14 protein-coding genes are annotated in these 20,739 nt (G+C 60.0%); 9 read left to right on the top strand and 5 right to left on the bottom strand.

Annotated features, from left to right (window positions below):
• The first annotated feature begins 97 nt into the window (after positions 1–97).
• From ACNHKD_RS06115 to ACNHKD_RS06100, 4 genes are read left to right on the top strand one after another with little or no spacing between them, the layout of a single operon-like run.
• On the top strand, positions 98–1,207 hold the full coding sequence (locus ACNHKD_RS06115) for a TolC family protein (RefSeq protein ID WP_442756188.1): 1,110 nt from the start codon (positions 98–100) through the stop codon (positions 1,205–1,207).
• Positions 1,204–2,595, top strand: coding sequence for an efflux RND transporter periplasmic adaptor subunit (locus tag ACNHKD_RS06110; RefSeq protein WP_442756187.1), 1,392 nt, complete (start codon positions 1,204–1,206; stop codon positions 2,593–2,595). Before ACNHKD_RS06115 ends, ACNHKD_RS06110 begins: the two co-directional genes overlap by 4 nt.
• The gene (locus tag ACNHKD_RS06105) at positions 2,592–5,777 is read left to right on the top strand and encodes an efflux RND transporter permease subunit (protein ID WP_442756186.1); all 3,186 of its coding nucleotides are present in this window, start codon (positions 2,592–2,594) and stop codon (positions 5,775–5,777) included. Before ACNHKD_RS06110 ends, ACNHKD_RS06105 begins: the two co-directional genes overlap by 4 nt.
• Positions 5,728–5,832, top strand: a complete 105-nt coding sequence (locus tag ACNHKD_RS06100) for a DUF1259 domain-containing protein (RefSeq protein WP_442756185.1) — start codon at positions 5,728–5,730, stop codon at positions 5,830–5,832. The genes ACNHKD_RS06105 and ACNHKD_RS06100 overlap by 50 nt, the downstream gene beginning before the upstream one ends.
• Positions 5,833–6,141: 309 nt before the next feature.
• Here the strand turns inward: ACNHKD_RS06100 and ACNHKD_RS06095 are convergent, their stop codons facing one another.
• Together ACNHKD_RS06095 and ACNHKD_RS06090 are read right to left on the bottom strand one after the other, a co-directional pair.
• Entirely contained in the window at positions 6,142–6,453 is a 312-nt protein-coding gene (locus ACNHKD_RS06095) for a hypothetical protein (protein ID WP_442756184.1), read from the bottom strand.
• A gap of 75 nt (positions 6,454–6,528) precedes the next feature.
• On the bottom strand, positions 6,529–7,011 hold the full coding sequence (locus ACNHKD_RS06090) for a hypothetical protein (RefSeq protein WP_442756183.1): 483 nt from the start codon (positions 7,009–7,011) through the stop codon (positions 6,529–6,531).
• 174 nt (positions 7,012–7,185) lie between these two features.
• On the opposite strand from ACNHKD_RS06090, the gene ACNHKD_RS06085 reads away from it, so the two are divergent.
• On the top strand, positions 7,186–7,419 hold the full coding sequence (locus tag ACNHKD_RS06085; protein ID WP_442756182.1) for a hypothetical protein: 234 nt from the start codon (positions 7,186–7,188) through the stop codon (positions 7,417–7,419).
• 20 nt (positions 7,420–7,439) lie between these two features.
• On the opposite strand, the gene ACNHKD_RS06080 is transcribed toward ACNHKD_RS06085, so the two are convergent.
• Positions 7,440–7,898 (bottom strand): hypothetical protein, encoded by a 459-nt coding sequence (locus ACNHKD_RS06080; protein WP_442756181.1) that lies wholly within the window; start codon positions 7,896–7,898, stop codon positions 7,440–7,442.
• Between the two features lie 447 nt (positions 7,899–8,345).
• Here ACNHKD_RS06080 and ACNHKD_RS06075 point away from each other — a divergent pair, with 447 nt between their 5' ends.
• Positions 8,346–8,972 (top strand): putative hemolysin, encoded by a 627-nt coding sequence (locus tag ACNHKD_RS06075; RefSeq protein WP_442756180.1) that lies wholly within the window; start codon positions 8,346–8,348, stop codon positions 8,970–8,972.
• Positions 8,973–9,069: 97 nt separating this feature from the next.
• On the opposite strand, the gene ACNHKD_RS06070 is transcribed toward ACNHKD_RS06075, so the two are convergent.
• Positions 9,070–10,560 carry a response regulator gene (locus ACNHKD_RS06070; RefSeq protein WP_442756179.1) on the bottom strand — a complete coding sequence of 497 codons (1,491 nt, stop codon included), beginning with the start codon at positions 10,558–10,560 and terminating at the stop codon, positions 9,070–9,072.
• Complete coding sequence (locus ACNHKD_RS06065; RefSeq protein WP_442756852.1) at positions 10,557–15,914, bottom strand: HAMP domain-containing protein; 5,358 nt, start codon at positions 15,912–15,914, stop codon at positions 10,557–10,559. Before ACNHKD_RS06065 ends, ACNHKD_RS06070 begins: the two co-directional genes overlap by 4 nt.
• Before the next feature lie 1,008 nt (positions 15,915–16,922).
• Between ACNHKD_RS06065 and ACNHKD_RS06060 the strand changes: the two genes are divergently transcribed.
• From ACNHKD_RS06060 to ACNHKD_RS06050, 3 genes are all read left to right on the top strand, one after another.
• Positions 16,923–17,528, top strand: a complete 606-nt coding sequence (locus ACNHKD_RS06060; RefSeq protein ID WP_442756178.1) for an RNA polymerase sigma factor — start codon at positions 16,923–16,925, stop codon at positions 17,526–17,528.
• A 324-nt stretch (positions 17,529–17,852) separates the two neighbouring features.
• Positions 17,853–18,875, top strand: a complete 1,023-nt coding sequence (locus ACNHKD_RS06055) for a helix-turn-helix domain-containing protein (protein ID WP_442756177.1) — start codon at positions 17,853–17,855, stop codon at positions 18,873–18,875.
• Between the two features lie 869 nt (positions 18,876–19,744).
• The gene (locus tag ACNHKD_RS06050; protein ID WP_442756176.1) at positions 19,745–20,722 is read left to right on the top strand and encodes a multicopper oxidase domain-containing protein; all 978 of its coding nucleotides are present in this window, start codon (positions 19,745–19,747) and stop codon (positions 20,720–20,722) included.
• Positions 20,723–20,739: the final 17 nt, after the last annotated feature.

Raw genomic sequence — 20,739 nt, 5'->3', positions numbered from 1 at the left:
GTCTGCTGGAAGCCCGCTCGCCTCTCCAGGCTTGGCGGCAGAGCGGGCGGCTGCGCCTGGCGCCAGCGTCGAAAGCGTCGTGACGTTGGCGCGGCGCTTGAGCCCAGAGCTTGCGGCCTCCGTTCTCGACGCCGACGCCGCGGCGCAGCGTGTCGACGCCGCCGGCGTCCAGCCTGATCCGACGGTGACGCTCCAGGCCTGGGACGTGAACAGCAAGGGCGTCGGCCAGCGCTGGATCGGCGCCGAGCAGACCTTTCGGCTGTGGGGAAAGACCGATCTTGAAAAGGGCATTGCGGCGGCGAACGCCGACGCGGCCCGGCACCAGAGTCACGCGGTCGAGCTCGATCTCGTCGCCCGGGTGAAATCGGCTTACGCGCAATACGCCGCATCGCATCGGGCGCTTGAGCTCTCGAAAGCGCTTAAGCAGCGGGTCGATCAGCTCGCCGAACTCCTGCGCCTGCGCTATGGCGCGAGCGCCGTCAATCAGCAGGAAGTCATCAAAGCGGAGCTCGAAGCGGCGAACGCCGCGGCCGATGTGGCGCGCCGTGAAGGCGACGAGAAATCCGCGACCGTCCGGCTCAACGCCCTGATTGGCCGGGAGGCGCTGGCGCAGCTGGCCGCTCCCAAGGGCTTCCCGGCTTTGCGAACGAAGATGACCCTCGCGGCCGTACAGGAACTGGCGCGCTCGTCCAATCCGCAGCTCGCCGCGACGCATGCGCAAGTGCGCTCGGCGACCGGGACCAAGGAGCTGACCGATCTCAATTACTATCCCGATATCACCGCCGGGGCGAACCTGGTGCAACGCCAGAATGGCGAAAACAGCGGTATGTTTCTGCTCGGCTTCAAGGTGCCGCTGCAATATGAGGCCAAGGACGCGGAGCAACGCGCGGCAAGCGCCAATCTCGGCGCGGCGCAGGCGCGCAATGACGCCCTGCGCATCCGTCTCGACGGCGAGGTGGCGGAAGCTTGGTTCCGTCTGGAAGCGGTGCGCAAGGCGCTCAAGATTTTCGAGCAACGCCAATTGCCGCCGGCGCGCCTCTCGGTCGAGACCGCGCAAAAGGGATTTGAAGCGGGAACGACCGATCTCGCGGCGCTTCTCGAATCCGAGCGCCGGCTGCGCGCCGTCGAATTGGAGCTTCTCGCGCTGAAGAGCGAGGAGCAAAGCAAATATGCCGACCTCGAACGCCTCGCGGGAGGCTCGCTATGAAACGCGCTTACATCGCTTGGGCTTTGGTCCTCACTCTGTTGGCGTTCGGCGGGGCCGGCTACCTCCTCATTCGCGGTACCTGGTTTCAGCGTGACGCGAGCCAACCGGCGCCACATGCCGCCGTCGGCACGGGGCCGATCATCTATTACCGTGACCCGGATGGGCCTTTCTTCTCGGCCTTCCCCAAAAAGAACGCCGCGGGAAAGGATTATGTCGCCGTCCGCGCCAGTGAAGATATTTCATTCGAGGACAAGCCGGTCGCGGCGCAACAGCCGCCTAAGGAAGCGTCCAGCCGGCGCATTCGCTACTATCGTAACCCTATGGGCCTGCCCGATACGTCCCCGGTTCCGAAGAAGGACGCCATGGGCATGGATTATGTGCCGGTCTATGAGGACGAGGCGCAGGACGCGGGCGCGATCACGATCAGCCCCGGCAAGCTGCAAACGACAGGCGTGCGGTCGGAGCCGATCGAGCGCCGGTCTTTGGCGGTCCCTGTGCGCGCGGCGGGTCGGGTCGATTTCGATCCGCGCCGCACCGCCGTGGTCGCCTTGCGCTTCGAAGGCTTCATCGAATCCGTCGAGAAGGTCGCGGAGGGCGATTATGTGCGCAAGGGCCAGCCGCTCATGCGCGTCTACGGGCCCGACCTCTCGAGCGCGGCGGCGGAACTTGTCGCCGTGCTCAACGCGCATTCGTCGGCGCGGATGGAAGGCGCGCGCCGGCGTCTCGTCAATCTCGGCCTAGACGCTGCGACGATCGACTCGATCGCACGCCGCCGCCGCGTTCCCCGCGTGATCGATTGGCCCGCCCCGCAGGAAGGCCATGTCATCGAGCGCACGGCGCTGAGCGGCATGCGGGCGGCGCCCGGCGAGACGCTGTTCCGGATCGTCGACCACAGCGTCGTGTGGATTCTCGCGGATATTCCCGAGCGCGACGTGGAGGCCGTGGCTCCGGGGCAAACGGCGGTCATCCGCGCGCGTTCCTATCCCGACCATCCGTTCAAAGGCCGGGTCGCGCTCATCTATCCGCATCTCAACATGGAGACCCGCACGGCGCGGGTGCGCATCGAACTGCCGAACCCCGAAGGCCGCCTGCTCGGCGACATGTTTGCGGACGTGGAGATTGAAGCAGGCGGTCGGGAAAAGGTTCTAGCAGCGCCGGAGAGCGCCATCATCGACGCCGGCAAGCGTCAGGTCGTGATCCTCGACAAGGGCGAAGGCCGCTTCGAGCCCCGCGAAGTCATGATCGGTCGGCGGGGCGATGGCTATGCGGAGATTGCGAGCGGGCTCACCGAAGGCGACAGGGTCGTGACCTCGGCCAACTTCCTGATCGACGCGGAAAGCAATCTCAAGGCGGCGTTGCAGGCGCTCGACCAGGGAGCCCCCAAGTGATCGGGCGCCTCATCGCATGGTCGGCGCGCAATCTCGTGCTCGTCTTCTTTGGGACGGCCTTTGCGGTCGCGGCCGGCCTTCACGCGCTGCGAACCCTGCCTCTCGACGCTATTCCCGATCTCTCCGACGTGCAGGCCATCGTCTACACGGAATATCCGGGCCAGGCGCCGCAGGTCGTGGAAGACCAAGTCACCTATCCGCTGACCAGCGCTATGCTGACCGTGCCGCGCTCGAAAGTGGTGCGCGGCTTCTCCTTCTTCGGCGTATCCTTCGTCTATGTTATTTTCGAGGACGGGGTCGACGTCTATTGGGCGCGCTCGCGCGTTCTCGAATATCTCAGCTCGGCCGCCAAGCGCCTTCCCGCGGGTGCGACGCCCGTGCTCGGCCCCGACGCCACAGGCGTCGGCTGGGTCTATCAATATGCGCTCGTCGCCAAGGAGATGACGCTTGCCGAACTGCGCTCCTTGCAGGACTGGACGCTGCGCTACGGCCTCGCCAAGGCGGAAGGAGTCGCCGAAGTCGCGAGCGCCGGCGGCTTCGTGCGGCAGTATAACATCGTCGTCGACCCCAACCGGCTGCGCGCACTCAACATCCCTCTGTCGAGAATTCGGGAGGTCGTCCGCGCGAACAACGCCGATGTCGGAGGCCGCACGGTCGAACTCTCGGAGTTCGAATTCATCGTGCGCGGGCGCGGCTATCTGAAGGGCGTCCCCGATATCGAAAACATCGTGCTCAAGGCAGGCGGCGGCACGCCGCTCCTGCTGAAGGATGTCGCGCGCATCGAACTCGGCCCGGACGAACGCCGAGGGATCACCGAACTCAATGGCGAGGGCGAGGTCGCGAGCGGCGTCGCGCTCCAACGCTACGGCGCCAATGCGCTGACGGTAATCGACAACGTCAAGACCGCCCTCGCTCAGATCGCACCGAGCCTGCCGAAGGGCGTCGAGATCATCCCCGTCTATGACCGCTCGGAGCTGATCCATGCGGCGATCGAGACGCTGCGCGGGACGCTGGTCGAGGAAAGCATCATCGTCGCGCTCGTCTGCGTCGTCTTCCTTCTCCATTTCCGCAGCGCGCTCGTCGCCATCCTCATCCTGCCTGTCGGCGTGCTGATGGCTTTCGCGGCGATGAAGGCGCTGGGGCTTGGCTCGAACATTATGAGTCTCGGGGGCATCGCGATCGCCCTCGGCGCGATGGTGGACGCCGCGATCGTGATGATCGAGAACGCCCATAAGCGGCTCGAACGCGCGGCCCCCGACCAGCCGCGCGTCGAGACTCTCATCGACGCGGCGACGGAAGTCGGGCCGGCGCTCTTCTTCAGCCTGCTCGTCATAACCGTTTCTTTCCTGCCCATCTTCACGCTGGAGTCGCAGGAAGGCCGGCTCTTTAGCCCGCTTGCCTATACCAAGACCTTTTCAATGGCGGCGGCTGCGTTGCTGTCGGTCACGCTGGTTCCGGCGCTGATGATCCTCTTCGTGCGCGGCAGGATCGTCTCGGAGGCGCGCAACCCGATCAACCGCGCTTTGATATGGGCCTATCGGCCCGTCATCCGCCTAGTGATGCGCGCCAAGATTCCGACCGTCCTCCTCGCCGTCGCGGCGCTCGCCGTCACCATCCTGCCGGCGCGCCAGCTCGGCTCGGAATTCATGCCCGCGCTGAACGAGGGCGCACTGCTCTATATGCCCACGACGCTTCCCGGCCTCTCCGTGACCAAGGCGGCGCAACTGCTCCAGACGCAGGACCGCATCATCAAATCCTTCCCCGAGGTGAAATCCGCCTATGGCAAGGCTGGCCGCGCCTCGACCGCCACGGACCCCGCGCCGCTGGAAATGTTCGAAACCGTTATCGACCTGAAGCCCAAGGGGGAGTGGCGCCCGGGCGTGACCATCGACAGCCTCGTCGCCGAAATGGACGCGGCGCTTCAATTTCCCGGCGTCTCGAACGCCTGGACCATGCCGATCCGCAACCGCATCGACATGCTTGCGACGGGCATCAGGACGCCCGTCGGCGTCAAGATCATGGGGCGCGATCTCGCCCAGCTCGAAGGGCTCGCGCGTCAGGTCGAAAAGGTCGTGAAGGGGGTGCGCGGCGCGGCCTCCGCCTACGCCGAGCGCGTCATGGGCGGCTATTATCTCGACATTGCTCCAGATCGGGCGGCGCTCGCGCGTTACGGCCTGATGATTGACGACGTTCAGGCGACTATCGCCATGGCGCTCGGCGGAGAGACGGTGACGACGACTGTGGAGGGTCGCGAGCGCTACGGCGTAAGCATACGTTATCCGCGCGACTATCGATCGAGCCCGAGAGCGATCGCGAGCGACGTGCTGATCCCACTTCCTGGCGGCGGGACGACCCCGCTCGGCGAGGTCGCGAAAGTGGAGCTTGTTCGCGGCCCGACATCGATCCGCACCGAGAACGGGCAACTCGCGGTCTATCTCTTCGTGGACATCAGGGATCGCGACATTGGCGGCTTCGTGGCGGACGTGCAGAAAGCCGTGGCGGAAGCGATCGAATTTCCGCCGGGCTCCTATGTCGTCTGGAGCGGCCAGTACGAATATCTCGAACGCGCGCAGGCGCGCATGAAGGTCGTCGTGCCCGTCACGCTCTTCATCATCTTCCTGTTGCTCTATCTTAACTTCCGCAGAATCACCGAAACGCTGATCGTCATGCTCTCATTGCCATTCGCTCTGGTCGGCGGCGTCTGGCTGATGTGGCTGATGAACTTCAACATGTCGGTGGCTGTGGGCGTGGGTTTCATCGCGCTCGCCGGCGTCGCGGCGGAGACGGGCGTCGTCATGCTCATCTATCTCGACGCGGCAATGCGCGAGGTTGCGGCGGAGCGCGCGGCCGAAGGGCGGGTTTTCACAAAGGCCGATCTGCGCGAGGCGATCATGCTCGGCGCGGTCGAGCGGGTGCGGCCCAAGATGATGACGGTCGTCGCCATTATGGCAGGCCTCGTGCCCATCCTCTGGAGCACGGGCGCCGGGTCCGAGGTCATGCAACGCATCGCCGTGCCGATGATCGGGGGCATGGTGTCATCCACGTTTCTGACGCTGGTCGTCATCCCCGCGATCTATGCCCTGGTGAAGGGCGCTGGCCTGCCGAGGAGCGAGGTGGGCGCTCCTCAACCACATGCTCGACGACGAGCCCCAGCTGTTCTTCGTGCGCTTCTGGGCAAATGACGACGCCGTAAAGCTCGCCCGAGCGCTCCGACCCTGGGACGCAAGAAAGCCTTGACTCGGCGACGATCATCGTCGAGCCCGCGAACGCCCTGGATGGCCCGCTTTCATGACCGCATGCCGGCATCCTGGATTGGAGCGACGCAGACGCCTGGTTGGTCGGCGAGCAGCCGGGCGATCCGCCGCATCCGCCTCCCTTTATGCAGAAGCCGGCAGAGATCAACCCCGATCCAAAGAGCGTCCCCGAGACGCGCTCGTTGGGTGCTGGCGCCGGAGGTTGAGCGAGATCACGAACGCCACCGGATCAGAGATGTCATCGCGCGCGCTCAGATGTTGAAGCCCCACCTTCAGTAATCGTCGATGGATATCAGAAGCCCCTGCGCTTACGCTCGGCCTGCCATTCGCGGTCCTGCTTGCTGCCCGGGACGAAAGGCGACACGAGCACGCCACCGATCATCGTTCCGCCGCGCTTCATTTCCGCAATGCGCGCCGCCTGCACCGCCTTCGGCACGAAGCGGCGGCCGTCATTGAAGGACTGGCCGGCGCCGTCGCTGGTGGTCATGCAAAGCGGCTCTCCGCTCTTGGTGTGGCCGACGACCTGGCAGGCATTGGCAGAACCGATCTGCAGTGCGAGCAGCGAGCTGATCGCGAGAAGCAGAGTGTGTTTGTGCTTGATCATGATGTTCCCCGTTGATTGTTCTGGTGTCACGGGCCCGCAAGTGAGGATGGCGAGCTCGCTTCATGTCAGCCATGCTTAGCGGCTGCCGCCGTAGCCACTCCAGCCGCTGCTGGAGCCAGCGGAGGTGTTCCAGGCGCCGGTGGTCCGCGTCGGTCGCGACGAGGTCGAACCACCATAGACGCTGCCGGCGCCGTACATGGGGCGCTGATAGACCGGGCGCGGTTGCGGCGCATACATCGGACGCTCGACATAGATCGGGCGGGGCCGCGGCGCGTAAACCGGACGCTCGACATAGACCGGGCGGTCATAGGTGGGGCGCGGCTGATTGCATGGGGCGCGGATGCACATCCGGGTCGGGGCCTGGCCGCCGTAGCCACTGGTCTGCATCGGGGCCGACTGGACCGGAGCGGACTGAACCGGAGCCGACTGGACCTGTCCCGGCGCGTTGCCGTATTGGCCATTCGTACCCCAGCCAGCGTTGGCCGACGAGATCGAAGCCGTGAAGATGAAAGCGGTAGCGAGCGCCGCAACGGAGCTCATCGGGATATTCCTGATCATTGGAGCGTCCCCGGTTTTGTTGCGAGAGATCATTCTCTCGTGCCCAAAACCTACGTGAAGCCAACGCGTCCGAATGTGATGTCCCGCACAAGACGCCGATTTTCGCGGTCTCCTGGCCCTTGTTGCCGACAAAGGCGGGCGCGCTGGCGGCTGACTCACGGGGGATTACCGGCGATGGCGGCGGTTCTGCCCGTTTCCGAGGTTTTTTGTGCGAAATCGGCGCTCTCTTTGAATGAAAATGACGATCGGTTGTTATCGTTTCTCGAATGCGACAACCCGTTCGGTCCGCGCGCAACATGGCTCCCCTGGAAGCTTCTGCATAAGGTCATCATTTGCGGCGCGCGCGCCTTTGAACGAGGCCTGCAAAATCATTGCACGCTGACGGCGGCCGGCTTGTCTTCCGTGTAGCCCACGGGAGAGCCAAAAAACTATGGCGCGGTCGTTTTTGGCAGACGCTCGTTGAGCAATCCGTATATGCGCTTGGCTGCTACCACGCTGTCCGGCACTCCAGAGATCACAAGGGTGATGAGGTCATTACTACGCCGGATGAGTATCATCGGGCCGACGAACGTTGCCTGATCCCCAAGACCGGCAAGCTCTCCCATAACTTTCTTTAGCTGCGGTTTCACGAGGCCAGCGCCAGCCATGCCAGCGGCGCCGTCTCCCCAACTCAGCTCCACTTCAGCATAGGCTCCGCCGATTTCTCCTCCTGCGGTTTCGTAAGTACACTTGGTCTGCCCACCCCGGTCATCGGCCGACACGGCAACTGGGCTGCCGAGAATGGCGCTCATATCCGCCGCGGGGATAAGACCGCATGCCGTCGGTGCGGCGAGGGCGTGACTACTGATAAAGCCAGTAACGATTGCGACTGTCGGAACAATGCGCATGAGACTACGGCTCCCATTCGACGACATTTAACCCGCCTTATTCAGCGACGGGGTAATTTTCGGCGTTTTTCATTCCGGTTCCTGGTGTGATCGGAATGTTCGAATCGTAGGCGGCGCCTGTGATAGAAGCAAGGCGATACGCGGCGGGGGCGAGCGCCACTGCCTCCCGTCGCATCTTCGTTGCGGCCAGGCCGTCGAGAGGTGTTACCAAAACATCCACGCGGGCCCTGGCGCCTGTGCGCCAAGAATTTGGGACCTGGCCAGCTGTAGACTCGGGATTTGCGCCCGAAGCTGGGACGGCGAAATGACCCGGCTCTGCGCGGGCATCCGGCCCACTTGCACAACCTGTCGCAAAATGGAACAGTGCACTGAGCCTTGCTCTAAGAAAAGGCAAGCAGGAAGTGCGCAGCTATCATGCAGTCGGTAAGATTATCTGGTGGTAAGTCAATGTCTTACAAAGACCTTGAAGAATTTAAGCGCGATTCGAAGCGGGCTTCCCGCGTCCGGAAGGCCACGATTGCGGCCCTATTTGTTGGCGCGTTCGGCCTGGGAGCTGTCAGTTCGGTGGCTTTCCTCTACCTTGTGTCGCCCGACGAGCTTTTAAGCTCCGGCAACGAGCCGGCGACCTCGTCTCATCTTAAGAGCGGCGGCGATTCCGAGTGTCCCCCGAGCGATCCGGGCTGCGCCGGCGGCATGCCTCCTGCTGACGCCGCGGGCCCCCTGAGCAATCCTAATCTCGGCGTTGTTGCCGCCCCGACCCCGCCAGCGGAAAGCAGCGGCAATCAACCGGAACCGACGTTGGCCGCCAAACCTGCAGACCCGTTTCCGACGCAATTGATCCCGGACAGCGGCGCGAAGGCGCCGATCGCGACTAGAAGCCGCAGAAAAACTTTCGCCAAAAGCATGAAACCAAGGAAATTGATCAAGAGCCCTGCCTCTGATTATTGTCACAGCCTGGGCGGGAGGATCGAAAGACGAAATGGACTGCATGGCCAGTATCGTCTGTGTCAGCTTCCAGATGGAAGAGTGACCGAGGAATGGCGTTTCTACCGGTCGGAACACGGCGAAAAATAGCCCCTGCCGAATAGTCTATCAGATGGCGCCCTCCGGAGAATTCTCGAACAATGACGGCCGGGGCATCGCGCGGATCGCTCGGGCGATGTTCCGGTAGTCAGCTGGCCTCGACTCCCTTCGACGCAAACAACTGCGTTAATGCGACTCCAAGGTCGTCGCGTTCGATCGGCTTTGTAAGGACGTGCGCAGATCTGAACTGTTCGTCGACCGCGTAAGCATGATAACCCGTGACAAACACGACGGGCACGCCACGACTTTGGAGTTCGCCCGCGAAACCGTAAACGAGTTCGCCGCCGACGTTTACATCGAGCAGCGCCGCGTCCACAAACTCCGGCATGGCTTGTCGCGCATCCGCTATGGTCGCAAAGGGACCAAGAACCTCGGCGTCGAGTTCCTGGATGACCTGACAGGCCATCATTGCAATTAACGGCTCATCCTCAAGCACCAAAAGCCGACGACCGCGGAGGCTTTTACTGTCTACAACCGAACCCGGTTCTTCCGCGCTCGCTCCAGCGAGCTCAGATATTGCGAAATGCCTGCGAGGTAAGCTTATCCGACAAACCAGGCCGCCCGGCCCCCACTCTCGCTCGATAGCCCCGCGCAACTGATTGCGGATACTCGCTTCGATAACCTTCGAACCAAATCCAACCCGTGACTGCGGGTCGCCCTCAGGAGCGCAATCCTCGCTCCAGACGAGCTCCAGACGCTCGTCGCGCAGATCCCATGCGACAGAAAGCTTTCCGTGGGGATCCTTTAAGGCTCCGTATTTCGCAGCGTTAGTCGCCAACTCATGTAGCACGAGCGCGAGGCTTTGGGCTGCAGTTGGAGAAATCGATACGGCGTCGCCATTGACAGCGATACGGTCTTTGTCGGCGAATGGAGCAAGCTCTTCCTTTGTGAGACTGATCAGATCGACTCCCTGCCAGCGCGATTCCGACAAAAGATTATGCGCCGTCGCCATCGCCCGGATACGTCCTGTGACCGACTCTGAAAAAGACCTTATGTCCTCGGCGGGCGTCAGAGCAACGATCGATTGAATTACAGCGAGAGCATTGCGGGCGCGGTGGTCTACTTCACGCGCCAGGAGTTCCTGTCGCGCAACCGCGGCTTCGAGCTGCGCAGTACGTTCGGCGACGCGTTCTTCAAGCTCTTCATTCATTCGCGCGAGCGCGCGAGTTTTTGTGAACAGGTCGATAAATACCCGCACTTTGGCTCGAAGCACATTCGGCACGACGGGAACAGGGACATAGTCGACCGCCCCCAGCTCATAGCCTCTGAGGGCGTCGATCTCCGTAATATTGATTGCCGAGACGAAGATGATGGCGGTGTCTTGAAAACGGGGATGCTCGCGAATGATTTTCGCCAATTCAAAGCCGTCAAGGTCCGGCATGCATACGTCGATCAAAATTATGGCGATGTCATTGTTCCTGAGCAGAAGATCGAGCGCCTCTTTTGCTGAATTTGCTTTAAGCAGCTCCTGGCCGAGCTCGCCGAGTATGGCTTCATAGCTCATCAACTTTCCTGGTTGATCATCGACCAGAAGAATTTTTACGTTATTGATGACTCCAGCGCCTTGATTGTGCGTCATCGGTGCAGCCACATGCGAAGAGCCGAGAGGAGCTGTTCTGTGTTAACGGGCTTGGCGAGATAATCCGAAGCGCCAGCCCGGAGGCATTTTTCGCGATCCCCTTTCATGGCCTTTGCGGTAAGCGCGATGATCGGAAGGCTCCAAAGCGCAGCATTCTGGCGAATGATTTGTATCGTTTGATACCCATCCATCTCGGGCATCATAATATCCACAAGCACAATGGAGATTGCGGGATCGTTCTCAACGAGGTCGATAGCTTCTCGGCCTGTCGTGGCCGTGAGAACCCGCATGCCCCGACGCTCAAGGACGCTCGCCAGCGCGAAGATATTACGAGGGTCATCATCCACGAGCAAAACCGTTCGCCCAACCAAATCCTCATCAGAGCTGTGCAGGCGTTCAAGCATACGCTGCTTCTCGACCGGAAGGTTTGCGATCGCCCTGTGCATGAGCATGGCAGTTTCGTCGAGCAGGCGCTCAGGGGATTCGACGCCCTTGATCACAATGCTTCGCGCCATTGCGCGAAGGCGAATATCCTCCTCCTGCAAGAGCCTTCTCCCCGTGAAGACAACGATCGGATAGTCGATGACGTGACCATTTCCCCCGTTCAGGCGCTCAAGCACGTCGAATCCCGACATATCAGGGAGCGTCAAATCGAGCACGACGCAGTCCCAATCTTCCGATTTCAACGCCTCGAGGGCTTCCTGCCCGGACACTGCCTCGAAGATCTCGACGTCATCGTGCTCGATCAAACTGCGAATAGCGAGCCGCTGCACAGCATCGTCTTCGACCACGAGCAGCCGACGGCGCCGCGGCGATGAAAAATCGAGCATCCGCTGCAACGCAAATTTCAGAGCTTCGGCGTCGATTGGTTTGGTGAGAAAACTGAAAGCGCCGCGGGCAAGGCCGTGTTGCCGATTTTCGTCGATCGTCAGCATCAGGACCGGGATGTGACGAAGCCCGGAATCCTGTTTAAGCCGCGATAGAACGCTCCAACCGAGCATGTCCGGGAGAAAAACATCGAGCGTGATCGCGCTTGGCCTGAAAAAGCGCGCGAGCTCGATCGCCTCGGCTCCATTTGGGGCGACAAGGATTTTCAGACCATTGCTCCGGCCACGATCGGCAAGCACATTCGCGAAGCCAGGATCGTCTTCAACAATCAGAAGAACCTTGTCCCCCTCGGCGATATCATTTCGATCATCCGTTATCGGCTCGGTCGCCACCGCATCGTCGGGGGTTGCTTGGGGAATCCGGACATTTGGAGTAACGCTTACGGCGATATTAGGGCCGACATACGCCCTCGGAAGATAGAGCGTAAACGTTGACCCCTCGCCAGGAGCCGAACGCAACTGGATTTCGCCGCCCAGCAGCGAAGCAAGCTCGCGGCTAATGGCGAGGCCAAGTCCCGTCCCCCCATAGCGTCTGCTTGTGGAGGAGTCGGCCTGCTGGAACGCCTCGAAGATGATTTTCTGTTTCTCGGGCGGTATGCCGACGCCTGTATCGCTTACGCTGAAGGCAATGACGCCTGGAGCCTGTGAAAGAATCGGATGGCCCGGGGTCCAGCCCTCCGTTGCGGCATACACGTCCAGCCTCACGCCGCCGCTGTCAGTGAATTTGAATGCGTTCGACAGGAGATTCTTGAGGACCTGTTGAAGCCTTTTCGGATCAGTGACGATACTGCGCCCGATAGCGGCGTCACTGCGGAGGTCGAAGGAAAGACCGCGACTGTCCGCGTCGTGTCGGAAGGGTAACGCAATCCGGTCGAGAAGATTTTGGAAAAAAACCTCCTCGGCTTCGACCGTGACAGTGCCGGACTCGATTTTCGAGAGGTCTAAAATATCGGAAATGAGATTAAGAAGATCCGTGCCGGCGCTGTGGATCGTCCTTGCAAATTCGACCTGCTTTGGAGTTAAATTGCTCTCGGGATTCTCGCCGAGCTGCTGGCCGAGGATCAGGATCGAATTCAGGGGCGTCCGCAGTTCGTGGCTCATATTCGCCAAAAACTCTGATTTATACTTGGAGGTCAGGGCGAGCTCCGCCGCTTTTTCCTCCAATGCCCGTCGAGCCTGTTCGAGCTGCTGGTTCTTGCGTTCGACTTCAACATTGCGTTCGGCGACTTGCTGCGCTTTAAGTTCAAGCTGATCGTTGGTGTTCTGCAGCTCGCGTTGTTGCGTTTGCAACTCCGCGGCAAGCTTCTGGGACTGCACGAGAAGTCCCTCTGTCTGCATCGTCGCTTCGATCGAATTGAGCACGATGCCGATCGACGCCGTTAATTGTTCAAGAAATGTCGTCTGCAACAGGGTAAATTCGCCCATGGTCGCGAGTTCGATCACGGCTTTTACGTGCCCTTCGAATAGCACGGGCAAAACGATTATGCTGCGCGGAATGGATTTAAAAAAAGTCGAGCGAATTGGAACCGCGTCGACCGGCGCGTCTTTAATCATCAAACGCTGCTTGTCCGCCGCACATTGTCCGACGAGTCCCTCGCCGATCTTGAGCCTGGTCTTGTGACCGTTCTCGCTATCTTCCGCATAAGCGGAAAGAATTTGCAGCGCGCGAGCGCCATCGTCGCTGACCATTTGATATATCACGCCCTGATGCGCGTTGACGAGAGGCGCCAACTCCGAAAGCAGCAACCGGCCAACCGAATTCAGATCGCGCTGCCCCTGAAGCATGGACGTAAACTTTGCAAGATTCGTCTTTAGCCAATCCTGCTGCGTATTGTGCTCCGTCGTAAGACGGAGATTATCAATCATTGTATTGATATTATCCTTGAGTTCCGCCACCTCGCCTCGGGCGTCTACTTGAATTAGACGGGTCAGATCGCCCTTGGTCACAGCGGTCGCGACATCGGCGATTGAGCGGACCTGTGTCGTCAAATTTGCGGCGAGGAGATTCACGTTTCCGGTGAGATCTTTCCACGTCCCAGCGGCGCCTGGCACATGCGCCTGCCCGCCAAGGCGTCCCTCGACGCCAACCTCGCGCGCGACCGTGGTGACCTGATCGGCGAAAGTCGCCAATGTTCGGGTCATGTTGTTGATCGTATCGGCAAGCGCCGCGACTTCGCCTTTCGACTTTACCGTAAGGCTTTGCGTTAGGTCGCCTTCTGCGACGGCCGTCACGACCTTGACGATTCCTCGCACCTGTTCAGTGAGATTGGCGGCCATGACATTCACGGTATCCGTCAGGTCCTTCCAAGTGCCGGCGACGCCCGACACCTGCGCTTGCCCGCCGAGCTTGCCTTCGGTGCCCACTTCTCGAGCGACGCGCGTCACCTCCGAGGCGAAGGCATTGAGCTGGTCGACCATCGTATTGATCGTGTTTTTAAGCTCTAGAATTTCGCCTTTCACATCGACAGTAATTTTCCGGCTCAGATCGCCGCGCGCGACCGCCGTCGTGACTTCGGCGATGTTCCGCACTTGCGTCGTCAGGTTTGCGGCCAACAGATTGACGTTCTCCGTTAAGTCCTTCCACGTGCCGCCGACGCCAGGCACTACCGCCTGACCACCAAGACGACCGTCCGTTCCAACCTCTCGCGCAACGCGCGTGACTTCTCCGGCGAAGGCGTTGAGCTGATCGACCGTGGTGTTGAGAGTCTCCTTTAGAAGGAGGATTTCGCCGCGCACGTCGACCGTGATTTTTTTCGATAGGTCGCCTGTCGCAATCGCTGTGGCGACCTCGGCGATGTTGCGTACCTGGGCCGTCAAATTTCCCGCCATGAAATTGACGTTGTCAGTCAGATCCTTCCAGGTGCCAGCTACGCCCGGCACCTGCGCCTGGCCGCCAAGTTTTCCTTCGGTGCCGACTTCGCGGGCAACACGCGTCACTTCCGACGCGAAGGCGTTCAACTGATCGACCATGGTGTTGATCGTGTTCTTAAGTTCAAGGATTTCGCCTTTTACGTCGACGGTTATCTTGCGGGACAGATCGCCCCGGGCGACCGCCGTCGTAACCTCCGCGATATTTCGAACCTGAGCCGTCAAATTGCCGGCCATGGAGTTGACGGAGTCGGTCAGATCTTTCCAGGTGCCGGCCACGCCGAGAACCTGCGCCTGACCGCCCAAGCGGCCCTCCGTTCCCACTTCGCGCGCGACACGCGTGACCTCGCCTGCAAAGGCATTCAATTGATCGACCATCGTGTTGATGGTCTCCTTAAGCTGCAAGATTTCGCCGGAAACATTGACGGTGATCTGCTTTGAAAGGTCGCCATTGGCGATTGCGGTTGAAACTTCGGCTATGTTGCGCACTTGCGCCGTCAAGTTAGACGCCATGAAGTTGACGTTGTCGGTCAGATCTTTCCAGGTGCCGCCGACTCCGGGCACTACGGCCTGACCGCCAAGCTTCCCTTCGGTGCCTACCTCGCGGGCGACGCGAGTGACTTCGGAGGCGAACGAATTGAGCTGATCCACCATCGTGTTGATGGTTTGCTTGAGTTCGAGAATTTCCCCTTTGACATCGACCGTAATTTTTCGCGAGAGATCGCCACGGGCCACGGCGGTTGTCACCTGTGCAATGTTGCGGACCTGATCCGTCAGGTTGCCGCACATCGCATTCACGGAATCGGTCAGGTCTTTCCATGTCCCCGCGACCCCGGGCACGGTTGCTTGTCCCCCCAACTTCCCGTCGGTCCCGACTTCGCGCGCTACGCGCGTCACCTCAGATGCGAACGATCGCAACTGATCGACCATCGTATTTATGGCTTCTTTTAGCTGCAGAATTTCGCCACGAACATCGACCGTGATCTTCTTCGAGAGATCGCCGTTGGCGACAGCGATAGTCACCTCGGCAATGTTTCTTACCTGACTGGTCAAATTGTCCGCCATGAAGTTCACGGATTCAGTGAGTTCTTTCCACACACCCGTCACTTCGCGCACCTGCGCCTGGCCGCCGAGCTTTCCTTCGGTTCCGACCTCTCTTGCGACACGGGTTACCTCGGATGTGCATTCCCGCAACTGTCCAATCATACGATTGACTATTTTAGCCGAACGCAGAAATTCGCCCATAAGTGGGCGCCCGTCGACTTCCAGACGAACGGTTTGCAGGAGATCCCCTTGAGCGACGGCGCCAATTGCGCGCGTGACTTCATTTGTCGGCCAAAGTAGATCGTCGATCAGCGTATTGACCGAGCTTTCCATCTCGCCCCAGGCGCCGGAACGGTTTGTGAATTTCACGCGCTGACGGGTGAATCCTTCGCGTCCGACCGCCTGGCCCACTCGCTCCAGCTCAGTCGCCATCCGTTGGTTAAGAGCGCGGATATCGTTAAAGCAGTCAGCAATCTTCCCGATAACGCCATCCCAGTCACCGGGTAAGCACGCGCTGAAATCCCCCGCCTTCATCGCCTGCAGGGCGTGGAGCATCACGCGCAACTGGTCGTCGGAGCGATCCTGGCTTGTCTGTTTCTCAATCCCGACAGTTTCAGTCTGCCGAGCTGCCGAATTCTGTTCCAAGGATTTGGCTCCGTCAGGCGTCCATGGTTCCGGTAGAGCTTGGAGCTTGCCTGGCCTGACGCCGCTACGCTTACGAGCCTGGCCCAGTGCAGCGCGCCGGCCTGCAACGATATCTAGACCCAGTCAGGGAGCGGGCAAGGCTTAGGGTTGCAGCCGCCGATTTAGGCGGCGAACCGACGGCGGCCTCCAGGTCAAGCTCGCGGCGGAAGGGTCATGGCAAAGTCCTGACGGCCTTCCGTCGCAATGATTGGCGCTCCGGGCTTGCGCGCTTATTTAAGTAAATAAAACACCTATTATGTCTTGCCGGCGTCAAGATAGCTGGCCCATTATCTGCAACACCGTCGCTGATCGTAGCCGGTCCGCTTATAAACCAGAGCGCACAAGGCCCGGAGTCGGTGGAATTTGCGAGCTTCGTATTGACACCGCCAACACGGTATTTCAAACTCGTAAATAAGAAGTACGGCACACCGCAGGACGATCAAGTGGAAGTTTCCTTATCGAACTCGCCCCCGCGCTTCGGGGCGACCCCTACGGAAGCCTCCACAGCATGAGGGCGAGACCCGATTGTCCTGTGCGCGTTGAGTCCGCTACGCGCGATCAACGCACCCAGGCGTCGCGTGGCGAGCCTCGGATTGTAATCGGTTGAAGCATGATTGGAATATTGATCCCCACGGGATTAGGCCGAATGAGTGGATGCTTTGAAAACGCCTCGCCCGACTCTGTTAAAGCTTCCGACTTGGCTTATCGCATGCCTCGTGAGCGGCGTCGGCGCCTTTGCGCTCTGCGGCATGAAGAAGCTTGACGACTGACTAATCCAGTACGGGGGCGTCGGTGACGACAAGATCCAATGCGGAGTGGCTGAACTCCCTCCGCGAGAAAGGAAAAAGTCAGGAGGCAGCCGTAAAGGAGCTTCGGCAATTGTTGCGGCGCGCCATCTCGGCTTTTCTCTCGCGCAGAAGATTTTCCGATATCGGCGTAACGGATTTAGGATATGAGGATCTGGCGGAGGATTGCGCGCAAGAATCCGTTCTCCTTATTCAATCCAAGGTCGACCAATTCCGTGGCGACAGCCAATTCACCACATGGGCCTATTCAATTGCTATCCGAGTAACTCTCGGCGAGTTACGGCGACGCCGTTGGCAGATGGCGGCAATCGCCGAGGCGCAGCTCGGCGAGGCCGCGCCCTATTGGCCGATCGACAATCCGGGGCCAGAGCGTAGCCTGGAGCAACAACAGGCCTGGGCGATGCTGACCGATCTGATCGAAACCTCGCTGACCCCATTGCAACGCAAGGCGCTCATCGCACATGCGTTCCAGAACATGCCACTGGATCTCGTCGCCGAATGGTTGGGGACCAATCGAAACAACCTTTATAAGATCATCCACGACGCGCGCAAACGGCTGAAAGCGGCCCTCTTGGCGAAGGGCGTAACGCACCGCGAACTCATCGCCATTTTCGATACGCCCCGGCGCGAAAGCCCGTATATTGAGAGTGGGAGGAGTCCTCTGTCCCACGGCGTCTAGCAATCGGCAATGCGACCAGCATTGGCATGGCCGGCGATCCAGCAGCGTCCCGTCCGCCTCAAACGATCTACCCGCGAAACGATTTTGAAGCGAAGAAAGGAAACGACACGATTTCGGCATGGCAAGGTGCAATTTCGGCGAAGAATAGATCCATATGTATGACGAAATGCTTTTTCCAGCCAATCCTGCATTTCATGAAATAAAGTGGAGAACCAGATAGACGACAGGCTTCGAGGTTCTTCGCGATCTTCGCGACCGAACGATTGTTTCCTGTCCGTGTTTTGATTATCTTCTGCAAAGTTCCAACACTTGAAAGGGCTGGGAATGCGGAGATCGGCAAAGTCCCGTACCCTGCCGCCGCTCGCTTTCGGGGAGGATCGCGCGACACATGCCGTAGATCCGTATCATGCCGCCGCAGCGGCGGGTCGAGTGCTTGGAGGCATCGAAATTTACGAACCCGCTCTCGCGGAAGCGCCGTTCGAGCACAAGATTGCGACCTTGCAGATTAACGGACTTGAACTCAATGCCGCCGCCTCAAGCCCTATGAGACTTGGCATAAAGACGCCGAAGCAATGTTACTTGCTCGTGCCTTTCTACGGCAACACGGCTCTGCAGATTGGCGCGCGCCAATATGAATGGGGTGCGACAGGTCGGGCGTTATTGCTTTCAGACTGCTTCTACAGATACGGCGCCGCGCAAACCAGATCCGTGTTAATCGCTCAGATCGATTCCGACAGACTGAAAAAAACCATATCGAGGATGCTCGGCGAAATGAGCTCCGACAAGCGGAGCCTCCGCGACGAGGAAGTGCAAATTCTCGATCTGCAGACGGGTTCACTGAATTTTATGTCGGTGTTTCACCATCTGTGCGCCTATATAAACGCGCCCGGCGTCAGCAGAATATTTTTGGAGAAGGTTGGGTTCGACGACTGGTTTTATCGCCAGCTCGCGTGTTGGATGAAACCTGAAATCCTGTACGGCGACGAGCCTGACCATCTTCTTGAACGTTCAGCCGCAAGCGCCATTGACGCTGTCTGCGAGGCCATACGAAACAGTTTCGACAAGCCTCTAACGAAATCGGAAATGGAGGATATCAGCGGATTTTCAGCTCGGGGGCTCCAATATGCCTTTCGCAGAAAATTTGGCTGCTCGCCGATAGAATGGCAAAGGCGCGAGAGGCTATTCGTCGCGCGCGATCGACTGAACAGGGAAGCAGAAAATATAAGCGTCTTGGAGCTTTCCTTGGATCTGGGCTTTTCGTCGCCTTCGCGATTCGCGGCATATTATAAAAATCTGTTCGGCGAAAGTCCGAAAGAAACGAAAAGGCGCCGGCTACGCCCCACCTGAGTCGAGCAGGCGTTTGTCGCCCGCCAGGAATGACGATCCTCCGATCAAGCGATCAGTAGTCGCTTCTTGGAAGCGTTTCGAAGTCGCGCTCATCGCCGAACCGCCATTCGCTAATCCTGCGACATCTGACGCCGACAAATGGCCGATTCTCCCAATTCGGGAACGGCTTTTCGAGTTCCGTATTCGGACAATTCCTCGGGAGTAACGCCGTCTTGCCTGCGTAGGCGCCCTGGAGGAACAGCAGGCCTAAAGCGAGCACGAAAAGACGTAAGCCTGTCATGATACTGGACCCATTGCTTTAATGCGCTGCGGTCTGATCGCCATCTCGCTGTCGGCCGTCAACCAATAGAAAGCTAACTTGTCAAAACAAACAGGGCGACACAGACTCGGCATCATTCGGCCCGTTTTCGGCAATGCGAAGCGGACGCGCCGAGGCGCCGCCGCCTCGAAGAAAGGCCGGATCACGAAAGCCGCATCATTTGCCGAAGCGGACGAGCGGCTCCTTCGCCTTGCAATCCGAGAGCGCCCGGAAAGTGCAGCGTCGTCGCTGGCGACAGGCGGCCACCGATAAACGCAGCGTGATCTGGAGGCAGGAGGCGCGCGACTCACGGAGATGGTCCTCACGCCTCGCAGCCATGCCTAACAGCCTCCACAAGCCCATCCGTGATGCGCGCAGCGCCACAAGCGAGTTCCTCAAGCAGGCGCTACGCCCCTCTCAATCCCGTGAGCAAAGGAAATTCTGTTGACGGTGAAGTAAGACTTTGCGGAGCCATCGCATCTAAATCGTATCGGGACAAGCCGGCCAGCTCGCGATCGCCGTGATCGCGACGCCTCGCGGCCGGCTTTCAGCCCGAGGGAGAAATGATGTGATGACAATATCCCCTGCGCGGCTGAGCCGTTGGCTGGCTTTCGCGTTGTCCCTTATCGCTCCGGGCGGTTTGCTGGCGGCGAACAGCGCTTTGGCCGGCTACCATCACTTGATTACGCTCAAGGCGAGTTCACTGCCGTCCGGCCAGTTAGCTTATGAAATGGTCAGCCACAGAATGAAGGCGGCCGATGGGCAGGAGCGCGACATCACCGCGCGTTACGCCAAGGGTCCAACCATTCCGGGTCCCACTTTGGTAATCACGGAGGGCGACACCGCCGAAGTGACGCTGCAGCACGGGATCGCCGACTCGACTCAGCCCGTCAGCATACACGTCCACGGCGTTCACTATAAAATCGACAGCGACGGCACGATGAAGATGCTGAACGGCGTCGCCGACGAAGCCGCCTTTCCTGAAAAGCCCTATACTTATAAATGGACAGCGGCGCCCGGCACGGCCGGCACTTGGCCCTATCACGACCATGCGTTCGGCAATCCCATGCTCGGCGCCGAGGACAAGGGTCTATACGGCGCGCTCATTATTAATCCGGCGAGCGGAAAGATTCCGGCGCTCATCGATGGAAAAATCGTCGACGTCGATCTCAAGGACGTGAAGCGCGAGTTTATCCTTTGGATGCATGAGACGACGTTCTGGGGTCAGGAGCTCAATCACATTGTCGAGGGCGGCAAAGAGATTCCGTTATGGAGCAACCCGACCGTCGGCGCGCGCATGGGCGAAAAAGTCCGCTTCCACGTGATTGGCATGGGCACCGCCTTCCACACTTTCCACCTTCACGGCCATCGCTGGATCGAGCCCGGAACGACCGCCGGAATCGACACGGTGAATATCGGGCCCATCAGCCGCACCTCTTTCATCCTGAAGGCGGGCGAAGGCGTGGGGCCGGGCGAATGGCATTACCACTGTCATGTCATCCAGCATATGCAGTCGGGAATGATGGGCGATTTTCGTGTCGTCGAATGATCGATAATCTAACGGGA

The organism is Methylocystis sp. JAN1, assembly GCF_052186135.1.
Taxonomy (GTDB): Bacteria; Pseudomonadota; Alphaproteobacteria; order Rhizobiales; family Beijerinckiaceae; genus Methylocystis.
Note: the sequence above shows the minus strand (reverse complement) of the source record. Positions and strands in the feature narration are given on the sequence as shown.

Excerpts from the sequence above, each read along its gene's own strand:
- ACNHKD_RS06055 (WP_442756177.1), top strand. The coding sequence starts at position 17,853 with ATGCGGAGATCGGCAAAGTCCCGTACCCTGCCGCCGCTCGCTTTCGGG.
- ACNHKD_RS06075 (WP_442756180.1), top strand. The coding sequence starts at position 8,346 with ATGTCTTACAAAGACCTTGAAGAATTTAAGCGCGATTCGAAGCGGGCT.
- ACNHKD_RS06110 (WP_442756187.1), top strand. The coding sequence starts at position 1,204 with ATGAAACGCGCTTACATCGCTTGGGCTTTGGTCCTCACTCTGTTGGCG.
- ACNHKD_RS06095 (WP_442756184.1), bottom strand. The coding sequence starts at position 6,453 with ATGATCAAGCACAAACACACTCTGCTTCTCGCGATCAGCTCGCTGCTC.
- ACNHKD_RS06065 (WP_442756852.1), bottom strand. The coding sequence starts at position 15,914 with ATGCTCCACGCCCTGCAGGCGATGAAGGCGGGGGATTTCAGCGCGTGC.
- ACNHKD_RS06085 (WP_442756182.1), top strand. The coding sequence starts at position 7,186 with ATGGCGGCGGTTCTGCCCGTTTCCGAGGTTTTTTGTGCGAAATCGGCG.
- ACNHKD_RS06090 (WP_442756183.1), bottom strand. The coding sequence starts at position 7,011 with ATGATCAGGAATATCCCGATGAGCTCCGTTGCGGCGCTCGCTACCGCT.
- ACNHKD_RS06080 (WP_442756181.1), bottom strand. The coding sequence starts at position 7,898 with ATGCGCATTGTTCCGACAGTCGCAATCGTTACTGGCTTTATCAGTAGT.
- ACNHKD_RS06050 (WP_442756176.1), top strand. The coding sequence starts at position 19,745 with ATGACAATATCCCCTGCGCGGCTGAGCCGTTGGCTGGCTTTCGCGTTG.
- ACNHKD_RS06100 (WP_442756185.1), top strand. The coding sequence starts at position 5,728 with ATGCTCGACGACGAGCCCCAGCTGTTCTTCGTGCGCTTCTGGGCAAAT.
- ACNHKD_RS06070 (WP_442756179.1), bottom strand. The coding sequence starts at position 10,560 with ATGACGCACAATCAAGGCGCTGGAGTCATCAATAACGTAAAAATTCTT.